Source organism: Acetivibrio saccincola (genome assembly GCF_002844395.1).
In the GTDB taxonomy this organism is placed as follows: Bacteria; Bacillota; Clostridia; order Acetivibrionales; family Acetivibrionaceae; genus Herbivorax; species Herbivorax saccincola.
Map to the genome: position 1 here is coordinate 3226863 of NZ_CP025197.1, position 16607 is coordinate 3243469.

Below are 16607 nucleotides of genomic sequence, written 5' to 3' on the forward strand. Positions count from 1 at the left end.
TTTTATATAAAACTATATATTATTTTCCACTGCTTTAATATCTTTAGCCTGCATTAATTTTTCTATGTATTCATGTGCTTCCTTTAAACCCCCACCTGCAATTTCTCTATACCTTTTGACGCCCTCTACCTTTTTTCCTTCTGCTACAAATGTTTTTATTATACTGTCTTCACAAGGCTCGGGAACACCTAGTTTTTTTGCAATTTTATTTAGCAAAATATTTGTCTTCTTAATCTCTTGAGCTATATTATTCATAATAATAATGACAAAAATCAGTACTATTCCTATTCCTGCATAAATAATTTCTTCAAAGATGATAAATCCCTCCTTGTTCATTAATATATTAATCGTACCTAATATTATCATACCTAATATTATATTATAAATCATCTAAAAAATCCCTTGATTTATCGAAAAAAAGACAAGGGCATAAATTCCCCTGTCTTATACTTTTATTTTTAACCCATAATTACTTCTACAGTATGCTCCTTGCCGTCATTAAATACAGGAAGTGTATTGCCTTCTATTTCTTTTCCGTCTACAATTACCTTCTTAACACCTTTTGAAACATGGTCAGGGTTTTTCACTGTAATTACATAAGTTGATCCCCTGTACCATCTTGTCACTTTATATTCATCCCAATCCTTTGGAATACATGGATCAATTACAAGCCCGTCGAATCCCGGTTTTATTCCAAGTATCCACTGGGATATTGCTACAAAGTTCCATGCCGCCGTTCCTGTAAGCCATGAGTTCTTTGCTTCTCCATGGCGCTTGGAATCTTTACCTGCTATCATCTGTGCATATACATATGGCTCAAGCCTGTGTATTTCACTGAATTCTTCAGTGTATGCAGGAGCAATCTTTGAATAATATTCAAATGCTCTGTCCCCTCTGCCTACAACAGTTTCTGCACAAATAATCCATGCATTGTTGTGACAGAAAATTCCTGCATTTTCTTTATATCCAGGTGGATACGTAGATATTTCACCATACTCCAAATAGTATTTTGTATATGCCGGATTTTGAAGAACCAAGCCATAAGGCGTATCTAAGTATTTTTTAACTGAATCCAATGCCTTTATTGCTTTTCCGTCTTCAAGTCCAAGTCCTGCCATTACGCAGAAACCTTGAGATTCAATAAAAATCTTACCTTCTTCGTTTTCCTTGCTTCCCACTTTTCTTCCAAAGTCGTCATATGCCCTTAAGAACCATTCTCCATCATATCCATGTTCCATTATAGCCTTCTTCATGTTTTCAATATGGCCTCTTGCTGCTTCAGCTTCATCTTCAAGACCTTTGTGTTTACATAATCTGATGAAGTCGTCCCCAACGAACACAAACATACCTGCAATCATAACAGACTCTGCAACCTTACCATCTTTGCTTGTGGTAGTCTGGAAAGACTCATCTGGCTCAGTTGAGAAGCAGTTTAAGTTCAGGCAGTCGTTCCAGTCTGCCCTTCCTATGAGAGGAAGTCCGTGAGGTCCTAAGTTGTTTACAACGTGATAGAACGCCCTCTTCAGGTGTTCAAACATTGTATCTGCTTTGCTTTCATCGTTGTCAAATGGAACCATTTCATCTAATATTGAATAATCCCCGGTTTCCTTAATGTATGCAGCAACTGCCATAATCAGCCATAGCGGGTCATCATTGAAGTTTCCGCCAATTTCATTATTACCTTTCTTGGTAAGAGGCTGGTACTGATGGTATGCACCACCATCTTCAAGCTGTGTAGCTGCAAGGTCTAAAAGTCTTTCCCTTGCTCTTTCAGGTATCTGATGAACAAAGCCTAAAAGGTCCTGGTTTGAGTCTCTAAAGCCCATTCCTCTTCCTATACCTGACTCAAAATATGATGCACTTCTTGACATGTTAAAAGTAACCATGCACTGGTACTGATTCCATATATTAACCATACGGTTTAGTTTTTCATCATGGCTTTCAAGTCTGTATTTTGAAAGAAGGTCGTCCCAATATTTATTCAATTCTTCTAAAGACTTGTCCACATCCTCTGATGTCTTAAACTTATCTGTCATTTCAATAGCTTTCTTTTTGTTTATTACGCCTTTTGACTCCCACTTCTCGTCCTGTTCATTTTCAACATAGCCCAGTATAAATACAAGGTCTTTTTGTTCACCTGGCTTTAACTCAATGTCAATGCTGTGGGATGCTATAGGTGACCATCCGTCAGCAACGGAATTTTTAGATTTTCCGTTTACTACTGCGTCAGGTGCATCAAAACCGTTATAAAGACCTATAAAGCTTTCCCTGTCACTGTCAAACCCGGTTATCTTTTCATTTACAGAGTAGAATGCATAGTGGTTTCTACGCTCCCTGTACTCAGTCTTGTGGTATATAACAGAGTCTTTAACTTCCACCTCACCAGTACTTAAGTTTCTCTGGAAGTTGGTCATATCATCTAATGCATTCCACAAGCAAAACTCAATAAATGAAAACAGTGTTATCTTTTTGTTTTCTGAAGACTCATTTTTTAACACTACTTTTTGTACTTCTCCATTGTAATTCAAAGGAACAAAGAATGTAACTTCTGCACTTATCCCATTTCTCTTTCCTTTAATTTTTGTGTAGCCTAGCCCGTGCCTGCATTCATAGCTTTCAAGTTCTTTCTTAACAGGTGACCATCCAGGAGACCAGAAATCGCCGTCATCATATATGTAAAAATAACGTCCTCCCATGTCTAATGGCACATTGTTATACCTGTACCTTGTGATACGTCTTAGCCTTGCATCCCTGTAGAATGAATATCCGCCGGCGGTATTTGAAATCAGTGAAAAGAAGTTTTCTGTTCCTAAATAGTTAATCCACGGGTATGGCGTGTCAGGCTGAGTAATCACATACTCTTTGTTCACATCGTCAAAATAACCAAATTTCATATCAAATCCTCCTGTTTATTTTATAAAATAAATTGTGTTCAACCATTTAAAATCTTACAAGAACAGTATTGTACATTTTTTTACAAAACATTCCCTTGCGCTTCTTAAATTATATAGGTGTTTTGCCAATAATTCAAGACTGTATTCGCTAAATTTTAATATTCCCTTATTTAATAAAGATAATTCCTTTTAAAACGTTTATATGAAATGGAATCCCACCTTAAACTTGCATACCCGTTTTCTTTATTTTTGTAATTATCACAATTGCAAAAATAATTAATACCAGGGGTAATACTACAAGAAGGACAGATGCTTTTCTCATTTTTATTTTTCTTTCCACTCTCATTTTATGTTCTTCTACCAAATCAGTCATCTTATTATATAAATCCAATTCAATTGCCTTGTCAAAAGCAACAAGAGCTTCTTCTAATTCTCCTGATTTTTCCAGCACCAATCCTTTACCGTTGTAAGCCAAAAAACTATCCGGCTTTATTTCTATAGCTTTTAAAATAGTTTCCATAGCCTCTTCCTTTTTACCGGCCTCCAGCAAAGCCTCAGCTTTTACAACATATGGCTTATCATCCTTCCCATTTAATTCAATTGCAATATCTGCAAATCTTATTGCTTCATCAAAATTATTCTTTTCTAAAAAAGCTTTGCCCATATTTGAATTTATTTCACTTAGCAATCTGTCATTCACATTGTATTCAGCGGCTTTTTGATACATTTCTATTGCCTTGTCATATTGATGTTTTCCTACATAGGCATTTCCGATACTTATATATCCTTTAGAAATAATGTCTTCATCATTTTCATTCTTTGCCAATTGAATTGCTGTTTCTCCATCCTCAATTGCTTTTTCATAGTCTTCCGTATTAAAAAAAGCAATTGATCTGTTTAAATATGCCAATGACTTATCAGGATCTAACTCTATAGCAATATTTCCTGCTTCCACCGCCTCTTTATACTTCCCCATTCCTAATAATGCAAAGCATCTGTTTACATATGCTTCATAGTTGGTTTCATCCATACCGATTATTTTGTCTGTCACTTCAAAAGACTCTTCAAACTTTTCCAGTTCAGCTAAAATTAATGATTTATTTATTAAAATATTAAGAGTAGTCTCCGTATTAACGTAATTATCAATTTCCTCTGCTTTTTTTATCGCTTCTAAAGCCTCTTCGTTTCTTCCTAATTTATTTAACAAAAAAGCTTTATTACCATAGTAAACAGCATTTGCAGAGTCCAACTCAGTTGCCTTATGGGACTGTTCAAGAGCTTCTTCAATTTTTCCCATATTTGCCAAAGCTAAACTTTTGACTGTGTAGGCCTTTGAGAGCTGCGGATTTATTTCAATAGCTTTATCACAATAATCAATAGCCTCTTCCCATTTGCCTATATCAGCTAAAATACTTGCTTTATCTGCATAAACATAGCTTAAATACTCATTCCCCGGATTCATATTAATAACAATGTCATAATACTCTATTCCTTCATCATATCTCTCGTTTATAGTTAGTGCCAATGCCATTAAATAATTAGCTGTAGTATTTTGTGAATTTAGTTCTATTAATTTTTTTGCTGATTCTAAAGCCTCTTCTTTTCTTAGCATTTCACACAAAATAGCCGTTTTGTTTATATGTGCATCTAAAAAATTAGGATTGTACACTATTGCTTTTTCATATTGTTCCAATGCTTCATCGAATTTGTAAAGATTTTGCAGAGCATATGCTTTATTGTAATAGCTTTCAGACATGGTTGGGTTTTGTTCTATAGCCCTTTCAAAATATTTTATTGCTTCTTCAAAATTCCCCTGCTCCAGTAGCTTAGTTCCCTCATTAAAATTTTCAATTGCTGAAAAGGCAAATAAAACATCAGAAAAATACACTGAAATTAAAAACATTACCACTGTTAAAATTAATATTTTTCTTAAACTCTTCATTTTATACTCCCTCTCTTCCAAACTATAAAATTTCACCGTCTCCGTTACTTCTTATTTACCTCTATATAGTAAAATGAACTCACTTAAAATATATTCAAGTAAGTTCATTTCTTCAAAGTTTTACTTATATTAAACTTTGGCTTTGCTTTTTTACTTTTTTATTCTTAAAACATCCTTAACATTTGCCACAATATTTTCGGCAGTAAGTCCAAACATTTTCATAAGGTCCGCCGGTTTCCCTGATTTACCGAACTTGTCCTGAACCCCGACCATTCTTAAAGGAACCGGACAATTTTGAACCAGCACTTCAGCCACTGCACTGCCAAACCCGCCCATTATATTATGCTCCTCGCATGTTACAATGGCTCCGGTTTCCCTTGCTGCCTTTATTATAATATCTTTATCTATAGGCTTTATTGTGTGAATGTTAACAAGCCTTGCACTTATACCTTCTTCTTTTAAGATATCCACAGCCTTTAGGGCCTCTGAAACCATTACACCTGTTGCCATTATTGTGACATCAGAACCTTCTCTTACAGTAACACCTTTACCCAGCTCAAATTTGTAGGTACTTTCATCAAATATAACCGGGGTTGCAAGCCTTGCCAGCCTTATGTAAAAAGGTCCTTCCGTCTTATATGCTGCAATAACTGCATGTCTTGTCTCAACTGCATCTGCAGGAGAGAGCACAGTCATATTAGGTATAGCCCTCATAACAGCAATGTCCTCTATACACTGGTGAGAAGCCCCGTCTTCTCCGACAGTAATTCCTGCATGAGTTGCCCCTATTTTAACATTTAAACTCGGGTACGCTATTGAGTTTCTTACCTGCTCAAAAGCCCTGCCTGAAGCAAACATTGCAAAAGTACTTGCAAATACTGTCTTACCACATGTTGCAATACCGGCAGCAGTAGCCATCATATTTCCTTCTGCAATTCCCATATTAAAAAACCTTTCAGGGTATTTATTCTTAAACAAATCAGTTTTTGTGGATTTAGAAAGATCCGCATCCAAAACCACTATCTTTTCATCTGCACCTATTTCTGCTAAAGCTTTACCGTAAGCCTCCCTTGTTGCTACCTGCATATTACTCCACCTCCAATTTCTTTAAGAACTCATCCAATTGGGCAATAGCCTCATCCCTTTGCTCAGCGTTAGGAGCAGAACCATGCCAGCCTGCTTCATTTTCCATAAAGGAAACACCTTTTCCTTTAATGGACTTTGCAACAATCATTGTAGGCTTACCCTTTGTTTTCTTTCCTTCTTCTATGGCTTCTTTTATCTCTTTATAGTCATGAGCATCAATAACAATAACATTCCATCCAAAAGCCTCAAACTTGTCTATCACAGGCTCCGGTGACATAACGTCTGTAATTTTCCCGTCTATCTGAAGCCCATTGTAGTCTAAAAATGCAATTAAATTGTCCAGCTTGTAATGGGATGCACACATTAGGGCTTCCCAAACCTGCCCCTCTTGTATTTCTCCATCTCCTAAGAGGGCATATACATAATAGTCTTTTTTATCAAGCTTACCGGCCAAAGCCATTCCCACCGCCGCTGATATTCCTTGACCCAACGACCCGGTGGACATATCAACACCCGGTACATACCTCATACTTGGATGCCCTTCGAGGAAACTGTCTGCCTGCCTGAATTTTTTTATTTCCTCAACAGGGAAAAATCCTTTTTCAGCCAAAGTACCGTACAATACAGGGGAACAGTGACCTTTTGACAGTACAAACCTGTCCCTGTCTTCCCATTGGGGGTTGTTAGCATCTACACGCATTACGTCAAAATATAATACTGTAAGTATATCAGCACTGGAGAGTGAACCACCCGGATGTCCGGAATTTGCATTATAAACCGCTTCAATTACATGTTTTCTTATAATTGTAGCCTGTTTTTTAAGCTCTTTTATTCTTTTCTCGTCCATTATAACAACTCCTAGCCTTTTATTTCATTACTTTTTCCTACATAAGTATACTATATTAAATTGCTTTCGTCTAGTGAAAGCTGGAAACATATTCAGTAAATTCTTTTAAATCCTTCCCCTAATACTTCCCTTACATCCGTCAAAATTATAAATGCCTTTTCATCTATCTGGCTAACAATTGTTTTAAGCCTTACAATCTGTCCCCTGTGAACAACACACAACAAAACCTGTTTGTCACTTCCTGTGTACATACCTATGCCACTTAATGCCGTCACCCCCCTGTCAAGCTCTTTCAAAATCCTGGGGGCTATTTTGTCCGACATATCTGATATTATAAATAAAGCTTTGGCAAAGCCAACTCCTTCTAATATAACGTCTATTACCTTTGAACTTATATAAAGGGAAACGATGGCATACAGTGCAATACGGAAACTTTGAAAAGCAACGGCTGCAAATAAAATAACACCAAAGTCAATTAAAAGCAAGGTCTGCCCCATTGTTAATGAAGGTACAAATTCATTTACTATTTTAGCTGCAAGGTCAGTACCTCCTGTAGTGGCTCCGGACTTTAATACCAACCCCAGCCCCAACCCCAAGAGAAATCCTCCAAACATTGAATACAGGAGAATATCAGGATTAAAGTCCCCTGCCTGGGGATTTAGAAGAAACCTTTCCACCAAATTAGCGCCAATTGTACTTGTAGTATCTATAATTACAGAAAGAAGTACAGTCCCAAAAAAAGTCTTTATAATGAACTTCTTTCCAATAAACCGATATCCCAATATAAACAAAGGAATATTAAGGGCAAGCATAGTAGTACCTACCGGCAGCTTCCCCCCACTTAAATGGTATAACACCGTTGCTATTCCGCTGACTCCTCCAGGAGCAATTTTGTAGGGAACTATAAAAATATTAATTCCGGCTGCTGCAACAACTGCCCCGATTACTATCCACAAATAGTCTTTCCACTTTTCAAAAGCATCCCTAATGCTCATTTTTTACCCCTGTTATAAGCTTTCATTGTAATTATATTTATTTGCATTTAGGGACTTAGTTATACTTTTGCCATTAAAAACAGCTGTATTTTGTCCTTAAAAAACAGAAAATACCCCGTGAAAATAAAAAAAAGCCCCGTGCATTCCAAGAAGAGACGGGAGAATGCCACGGGTTTAGGGGAGTAACTTTTTTCACTAATCACATATCTTAATATACACTATAATTATTTAGAATAAAAGTTAACTTCAACACTTCTTGAATTTCGACAAAAAATACTATTAAAAGCAACGGGCTATTTACTTTTGCCGGTGTATTTTCTTGCATAACATTAATATAATGGCGGGACATGAGAAATATCCCATGTCCCGGTAAATTTTTCTTTAGCTTAAATTTATCTAAATCAGTCATTTTACGCTATATATTTCTAAACTAAAGGGGGTCATATCCGACTACAGTCCATATTCCTGTACTATCCTGCCTTATCAATTTCTTTAAATATACCTTGCTTATATTTGACACGTCCCCGCTTACTTCTAAAACAGCCTCTATTCCGTTATTTTTTATAACCTTTATGTCCTCATAATTAACAGGATAATTTCCCACAATGCCTTCAGGAGAAATTTCAAGGCTTACAAATACTTGTGCCACATAAACGGGATCAAGTTTCCAGGGGGAATGTCCGGCATCCACGCTTTTTTGCTCATTTTCTTCTATATTTAAATCAACAGGAACTTCAATCTGAGGCTTATCCAAAAATTCTTCATCCTCTGGAAGAAGTACAACTGTGCCATCCCATAAGTTTTTTACAAAGGAAGCCAGATCATTCAATGAAAGGTTTCCGACCACGGCAAATTCAAGCCCGTCTTCCTGCCAGCGTATAGAGGTAATATCTGTTATACCTGAATATATTCCCCCGCCTGAAATAATTCCATACTCCTCCCTGACAGGTGACTGAATTTCAGCAATATTCCCGTCAATTTCACCTAAAATAGCGCTTGATGCAGGATTAAATTCGCCTTCTGCCTTACCTTGAAAAACAATCACCCTGTTTTCTTTATCCTGGGAAATATAGTTGAGTTTAGCTGATTTTCCATCTTTTATAACTGATACACTGTCTAATTTATACCCCTTTAATATTTCATTTGGTATTTTAAAAGAAAATCCAAGCATCTCTTCCGCTTCTTCCATATTGCTTACCAGCTGCTCAGGGTTTTTGTCTATTTCTTCAAAGCCTTCCGGGATGTTGTAAGCAATTAGTTCTTCAGGTAAAACATCATGATAGTCAATGCTTGTATAAACAGCTACATACTGGATTGCGTTTAGCATCGCACTTTCTCTTTTCAGTAGAAGTTTAGTTTCTTTATCAACCCATATGCGGTAGGGCTCCCCACCTTCGGGAGTTACCTCAAGAACTGCAGCTTCCCTGTATGAAACCCTGTCCTCTCCAATGGTCTTAACTTCAGCGGCATTTTTAATCCTGTCTATTTCATTGCCCAACTCAAATGTAAATTGATAGGGGTCCGGAAAGGACGGAAAAATAAATACCTTTCCTTCATCAAAACGCATCTGCCATTTTTTCTCGCCGTTGTTTGCAGTTATCATAACCGTCTCTGAACCTTCCAACTCCTTTACATAATAGCGGCCATTCTTATCCGCCCATACTTCCCGGACTTTTTGTACAGTTTCTTTTCCTTCTGCATTTTTTTCAATGATTTCAATAATTCCATGATATGCCTTTATTTCCTTAAATGCCTGTTCCATAGCAAATACAATATCGGTATTTTTAGGATATAGTGCAAAGTTTAATAAAAGTGCCAAAATAACAACCGCCGCCGCTGCAGCAGCCCATATTCCCCTTTTCTTTCTGCCGGGCTTTTTATCTGATAATTGTCCTAAAACCTTTCCAGCCAGCTTTTTAGAATAGTCCCCCTCCGGAAAAACAGGCTCTTTTAAACTGCGGACTTTTCTTACAGTATCCATAAGTTTTTCTATTTCTGGTGACTCATTAAAATTTTTATGGGCTTTAGGTTTTTTTTCATCATTTAAAGAGTCAATATAACTGGATAATTTGTCTATATCCCTCTTCATTTTTTTACCTCCTTTATAGTTGGCCTTCCATTTCATCAAGGATTTCAGAAAGTTTTTTTAGGGCTCTGTATTGCAGCACACGGATTGCCCCTTCTTTTTTGTTCAAAATCCTTGCAGTTTCTTTCGTGGAATAGCCTTTAAGTATCCTAAGTTCAATAACCTTACGCTGATGGGCGCTAAGTTTATTTAATGCTTCCTGCACAATGGCCCTTTGGGCATACAATCCGGCATCATCATCCACCGCTGTTTCTTTAGGGTTTACTGCTTCTAAATCTACATTCAGGAAATTACGTTTTTTTCTTCCGCCACCTGTCGCGTAAAATATTTAGTGCAGTGGTCTTTAAGAAGCTTATGTGTTTTTCCACTTCTACATTGTTTCTTTTTAGATACGAAAGTGCTTTTACATAGGCTTCCTGTGTAATATCTTCAGCTTCCTGGCGGTTTTGTACTTTAAAGTATATAAAGCGGTATACAGCCTTCCATGTTAAAGAGCATATTTCTTCTATTGTATCCCTGGCTTCTTTATCTGAGGCTTTATTATCTGCGTTTTTTGTACTTAAGGCTCTTGTATCTGCATCTTTTCCTTGTAGTTTTTGTAAACTTTTCTCTACAAACATATTCATAGCTCCTTTTTTTGACCGGTCAATTGTGTGGACAATTATATTGTGTGTACAATAATTTTATTTGTACAATAATAATGACGTTAAAAGTACACTAAACGTTACATCTTGCTTTTTAAATTTTATTCTTTCTTAAAAGCCCTTTGTAAATTCTGATTTCAGCATGAACTTAAGAAATAATGAAATGAAAAACCATAAAAGGAGTGAATAAAAAAAAGCACCCGTGCATTCCAAGAAGAGACGGGAGAATGCCACGGGATTTATATAGGGGAGTAACTTTTTTTAATCACCATAAACTAATATACATTAAACCTTTTAAAAATAAAAGCATACTTCAATACTTCTCAAAATTCGACAAAGTTCTCTTTAAAAAGCAACAGGTCATGGACACCCAATAAAAAACAGGAAATATTTTCATCTATAAAAAAAACATAAACCACATCTATATATTATTGCTACTTAAATAACAATGTGTTATAATATATTCGTGAAACTAGTGACTTCTAACGCTTATTATACCAACACTTCACATAATTTCAAAAGCTTTTTCAAATTTGTGTCTTAATTTTTTAATATTGTAGTACAAACTCAAGAATGGAGAATTTATATGAACTTAATAAACAATAGGTACAAAATATTGTCAAATATTAAAGATGGTGCCAATAATTTATTCTTTCTTGTATCGGATTTATATAATGATGATAGAAAGTTAGCTTTGCGCATTATAAATTCTGATTTGCTTTCTTCAAAAGCTATTGATTTTATAAAAGAGGATTTTATATCCTTTTCATCCCTATATCACCCTAATATTGCATATATATACGGTATAGGGATAGTTGATAATATTGATGGTAATTATATCAGTAAAAAACAATATTTTTGTACGTTTGAATATGTAGAGGGTAAAGATTTATTCAATTTTTCTAAAAATTTAAGTTTTAATGACATTATAAATATTCTTATGCAAATATGCAGCGGGCTCTATTATCTTCACAAAAGAGGCTACCATCATGGAAACCTTGATCTTAAAAATATAATTGTTTCAAAATCAATAAACCCCTTTTTGGTAAAAATACTGCCTGGGCTGTCAGGATGCCCGGATTTTGATAAACTAGTCCTTAACTTAAAGAGAAACAGCCTCCAGTTTAGGGCACCTGAGGTTTTAAAATATAATAAAATTACTTATCTTTCTGATTTGTACTCTTTAGGTGTAATTATTTTTTATCTTTTTTCAAGGCAAAATCCTGATAAAAATAATTTTTTAAACCTTTGGGAATCTTACAAAAAAAATCCCTTTGATTTAGATTGTATTCCAACAGATATGAAAAATTCTTTTATAAACCTAATTGATAAGCTAACAAGTGAAAATCCATACAAAAGATACCAAAGCGTACTTGATATAGTTAAAGAACTGGAGAAAATTTGTCGTACCACTTTTGCCCTAAATATTAAACCTTTGGAAAGAATAATAACAAATACTAAACTTATTGGAAGAAAAGAAAATATTTTGCAGCTGTATAATTGGAAAAACAAAATTATAAACAACAGTACAAAAAACAGGATTTTTTGCATACACGGGGATGCAGGTATTGGAAAAACTAGGCTTTTGAAGGAATTTTCCTTCCACATGAATATGGATAAACTACTGGTTTTATCAGGCGTGTCATTGGATAATGATAAAATTAATTACGAGCCTTTTATACAAATTTTAAAAAAAATTATTCCTTTAGCACACAACGATATTTTGGAAAAGTACGGTCCTGAATTGGTTAAAGTACTACCTGATGAAAAACTTTTAAAGGACATAATTCCGTCCCCTCCTTTATCTCCTGAAAAGGAGAAACTACGTTTAAAAATAGCTATAACCGCTTTTATTTCAAATGTACTGGAAAAAAGACCTACCATAATGATGTTTGATAATGCACATTTACTGGACGAGGCTAGTTTTGAAGTTATAGATTATCTTGCAAATATTAACAAGACAATACCCCTTTGCATAATACTTTCTTATAGAAAAAAGGAACTGGAAAAAAATAAATTTGCAAATGATTATATTAAAAAATTTCTAAAAGCCCAAATTGCCATAGATATGCCGTTAGGTAAATTTGGATTTGAAGAGACAAATAAGTTTATCCAAAAGCTTTTAGGCATTAAATATTCCCCTACTGCCTTTTCCACAGAAATTTTTAAATATACTGAAGGAAACCCGGGCTTTATAATTGATGTTATTGCAGCTCTATATAAAGACGGTAAATTATACATGGACTCTTATGGCGACTGGTGTACTGACTTTGATGATAATGCAGACTACTCCATGCTTTATATACCTTCAAGCAAAAAAGAAGCAGTACAAAAATATATTGGCAATTTGAAAGAAGACTCTTATAAAGTTTTAGAGCCAATTTCTGTTTTTAATACACCTGTATATTTTCATGTCCTTGAAAAGGTTTCTAAAATTGAACAAAATACATTAAAATCCATCCTTGAAGAATTAATATCTTACCAGCTAATTGAAAAAAGACTGGCGGACTTAGGGTATACCTATACTTTTCATTCTAAAAGCCTTAAAACTGAAATATACATAAAGATAGATTCAAAAAGGAAAAAGGAACTTCACCGGCAGTACGCAATGATTTTGGAAAGTATTTATTCTATAGAAGAAAAAATTAATACAGATGAACTAATCTATCACTATACACAGGCGGACAGCAATGAAAAAGCTTTAGAACTAATTATAAAAGCTGCGGAAAAAATGTTAAAGCTTCACATCAGTGCCCAGACAATGGCATACCTTAAAAGGGGTATTGAGCTGTCAAAAAAAATTTCCTCTGTAGAACACACCATTAAAATTCTTCTGATGATGGGGGAATTATACCGTAAAAACGGTGAAAACCAAAAGGCTTTTGACTGCTATAATGAGGCTTTAGAATATGCAACAAATATTGACGATAAAATCACCATTGCAAAAGTAAAAGAAATGATAGGGGCACTGTACACCAGGAAAAATGATTTTAACAAAGCCCTTGACCTTTTAAATGAATCCCTTTCACTTTCAAAAGAAATCGGGTATGTGGAAGGATACTTAGAATCCCTTAGAAGAATATGCTGGATATATATTTTTAAAAGAAAAAATTCTGAGGCAATTGATATAATTAATAATGTCCTCAATGAATATCCTGATGAAAAATACTCATATTATCATGCATCTTTATATAATGTATTAGGAACTCACTATTTAGAAATTGGAAATATTGACAAGGCTATTTACTGTTATAACAAAAGTATAGAACTTTTTAAAAAGTCCGGTAACAATGTTGAAATTGCATATCCTTTAAACAATATTGCCACTGTATTTGCTGAGTTTTTAAATGATAATGAAAAGGCACGGGAATACTTTCAAAAATCCCTTCAAATAAATATAGACAATAATTTGGTTGAAGGCATCTCAGGCTGCTACGACAATTTAGGCGAAATATGCAGGTTAGAAGATGATTATAAGAATGCGTTAAAATACTATTTTAAATGTGAAGAAATTTCCAAAGAATGTGATTTGAACTCAATTCTCTTTGGAGTATATAAAAATATTCTTCTTGCGTTTTTGGAACTGGATGAGTATGAAAAATCCCATGACTATCTACTAAAGGCTAAGGCTGAAATAAAATCAAATGCTGACAGGGGCTTGGATTTACAAATTTTTTATGAATACGCCACCAGGTTTTACTATGAAATTGGAAGCTTCAAAGAAGCAAGAGACCATGCTTCTTTGGGAATAGAAATATTTAAAAACTCAGGGGCGTTAGAAAGCATATCTATTTATAGCATTAAAATGTTGTCAGAGTATTTTATGTCCCCTGACAGCGGTATAGACAGTCTTTTTACTGAATTTTATAATTTTCTTCCTAAGTACAACAGCTGCCCTTCCCTAAAAGAAAAAAGAGAAACCCTGCACAGGGTTGCAAATGTTTTTATTGAAGAAAAAAAATATGAAAATGCTGTTTTGCTCCTCAATGAAAGTAAAAACTTAAGTGATAAAATAGATACAAAACGGCTTAAAATAGAATATTTAATTGCCCTTGGCGCTGCAACAAGAGGCAGGGAAGGAGTTGAATATATTAATGAAGCCCTCAATTTAAATGAGGAATATAAATCCCTGCGCATGGAGTGGAGAGGATACAAAGCACTAGGTGACATCTTTTTTGAAGAAAAAAACAATAAATCCGCATACTTTTATTACATGAAAGCTTTAAATACATTGTATTCTCTTGTACAGCATGTTCCTGAAAAATATAAGGAAGCTTTCCTGTACTCCCATTACAGATATATTCCACGTGAAAAGCTTTTGTCTATACGTTTAAATTGGCTATCAGAATATAAGGATTATGTAAATAACCAGATGAATAAAAAATTATGCAGCAATTTTAATGAAATTGAATCTTTCTTTGAAATTGTAAACTCCGGATTTTCATTACTTCCTGAGGAAATGCATTTTAAAAATTATTTAGACAATAAAGGCTTAGGCAGAATTAAAGATATTTTTGCTAATTTTTCAAATAACCATATGCAAAACTTAAAACAAATCCTGGAATTCTCTTATGAATTGACACAAGCAGATACGGGGTGCATACTTAAATACAATGACAATATGGAACTGGATGTATTTGTAAAGCACTATAGTGGCAACACTTTTCATTACTATCAATATGTAATTGAACAAGCTGCCGGAAATCCCAAAGGTATCTTTGTATCAGACGTTTTAAACAAAAAAATCGGAAACACTGATATCGCTCTTCCCGGGAAAATAAAAGCAGTTATTTGCATACCTTTACATATCTCTGATACAGAGAAAAAACATTTTAAAGAAAAAAGAAAATACGCCCAAAACTCAAATCTGGATGTGAAAGGATATATTTACCTTTCAACTAATAATATATTTAACAGATTTACATGGGATAATTTTGATATTATTAATATTCTCTCAAAACAAGCAGCTATAATTATTGACAACTATAATTTAAAACTTGCCTCATCCATTGACAAATTAACGGGGGCTTATACAAGAAAACATTTTGAAAATAATATTGATGCCTATCTAAATAAAGCTTACAAAAGCAAACAGCCTTTGACATTTATAATGGCTGATATTGATAAGTTTAAAAATGTAAATGACAACTTTGGCCATCAAAAAGGCGATGAGATATTGGCAAAGGTAGGGGGCATCATTTTAAACAATATCAGGTCAACAGATATGTGCTGTAGGTATGGGGGGGAAGAATTTATAATTGTTCTCCCAAATACCGGTTTGAAGGATGCAGAAATGATGGCAGAAAAGTTAAGAAGTGCGGTGGAAAATGCACACCTTATGGGGAAGACAAACAGCCTTACTATAAGCCTTGGAATATCATCCTACCCTAAACACAGCCAGTTAAAGGAGGAACTTATAGCCAAAGCTGACCAGGCACTATACCATGCAAAGGAATCCGGAAGAAACCAGTATTCTGTCTGGACTCCTAAAATGCAAAAAACAAGCAAAAGAATGGACACCCTTGCAGGGATTATTACCGGAAATGTGGTACAGGATCAGCGAAATGTTCTTGCAATGTTGGAAATAAATAATATAATAAATAGTAAAGTAAGTACCGATATAAAAATATATAATATTCTTAAAAAGCTAATGGATATATTTGAGGCAGAATACTGTGCTTTTATAAAAATTTTAAGTTCAGGTTCAAGAAAATTTAAAACATATGTACATCATAAAGGAACGCCCCAATCAGATGACGGGGAGAGCTATAATGAAAAAATCGTAGAAAAAGCAATTAAAACCCAGACCGGAACATATATGCTTGATTGGGAAAATGTAAATATAATTGACTCAGAATCCGGGGAACCAATATTAAACTCTGTACTTGTTGAACCTATAATAAAAAACGAAAGTGTAAAAGCTGTATTGTACTTGTCCTGTCCTATGACACGAAAGGAATATGGATTTAACGAGCTGAATTTTCTCAGCGCTTTAGCCAGCTTCATTTATCCAATAATATAAAAGTGTTTTATACTTAAAAGCCCTCTTATGTTTATATAGATAAAAAATATGCTCCTCTTTGAAACCTTATAAAAAGAGGAGCATATTACTT

At 34.6% G+C, this 16607-nt stretch carries 10 protein-coding genes; 1 reads left to right on the forward strand and 9 read right to left on the reverse strand.

Translation table 11 applies throughout. From position 1 onward, the window contains the following. Window positions 1-12: 12 nt before the first annotated feature. From HVS_RS14445 to HVS_RS17360, 9 genes are all read right to left on the reverse strand, one after another. Window positions 13-390 (reverse strand): 50S ribosomal protein L7/L12, encoded by a 378-nt coding sequence (locus tag HVS_RS14445; protein ID WP_235827416.1) that lies wholly within the window; start codon window positions 388-390, stop codon window positions 13-15. A gap of 68 nt (window positions 391-458) precedes the next feature. Next, window positions 459-2894 carry a glycoside hydrolase family 94 protein gene (locus HVS_RS14450; RefSeq protein WP_101303457.1) on the reverse strand — a complete coding sequence of 812 codons (2436 nt, stop codon included), beginning with the start codon at window positions 2892-2894 and terminating at the stop codon, window positions 459-461. Window positions 2895-3114: 220 nt separating this feature from the next. Continuing rightward, a complete protein-coding gene (locus HVS_RS14455; protein WP_101303459.1) occupies window positions 3115-4836 on the reverse strand; it encodes a tetratricopeptide repeat protein in 1722 nt (573 codons plus the stop codon). 150 nt (window positions 4837-4986) lie between these two features. Then, window positions 4987-5922 (reverse strand): transketolase family protein, encoded by a 936-nt coding sequence (locus HVS_RS14460; RefSeq protein ID WP_101303461.1) that lies wholly within the window; start codon window positions 5920-5922, stop codon window positions 4987-4989. Between the two features lies 1 nt (window position 5923). Beyond that, window positions 5924-6769 carry a transketolase gene (locus HVS_RS14465; RefSeq protein WP_101303463.1) on the reverse strand — a complete coding sequence of 282 codons (846 nt, stop codon included), beginning with the start codon at window positions 6767-6769 and terminating at the stop codon, window positions 5924-5926. A gap of 92 nt (window positions 6770-6861) precedes the next feature. Next, on the reverse strand, window positions 6862-7764 hold the full coding sequence (locus tag HVS_RS14470) for a YitT family protein (RefSeq protein ID WP_101303466.1): 903 nt from the start codon (window positions 7762-7764) through the stop codon (window positions 6862-6864). Window positions 7765-8194: 430 nt separating this feature from the next. Then, entirely contained in the window at window positions 8195-9853 is a 1659-nt protein-coding gene (locus HVS_RS14475) for a LolA family protein (RefSeq protein ID WP_101303468.1), read from the reverse strand. Window positions 9854-9866: 13 nt separating this feature from the next. Next, complete coding sequence (locus HVS_RS17355; protein WP_338076850.1) at window positions 9867-10178, reverse strand: RNA polymerase sigma factor; 312 nt, start codon at window positions 10176-10178, stop codon at window positions 9867-9869. Further along, on the reverse strand, window positions 10141-10470 hold the full coding sequence (locus HVS_RS17360; RefSeq protein WP_235827415.1) for an RNA polymerase sigma factor: 330 nt from the start codon (window positions 10468-10470) through the stop codon (window positions 10141-10143). Before HVS_RS17360 ends, HVS_RS17355 begins: the two co-directional genes overlap by 38 nt. 610 nt (window positions 10471-11080) lie before the next feature. On the opposite strand from HVS_RS17360, the gene HVS_RS14485 reads away from it, so the two are divergent. Then, a complete protein-coding gene (locus HVS_RS14485; protein ID WP_101303470.1) occupies window positions 11081-16516 on the forward strand; it encodes a diguanylate cyclase in 5436 nt (1811 codons plus the stop codon). The last annotated feature ends 91 nt before the right edge of the window (window positions 16517-16607 follow it).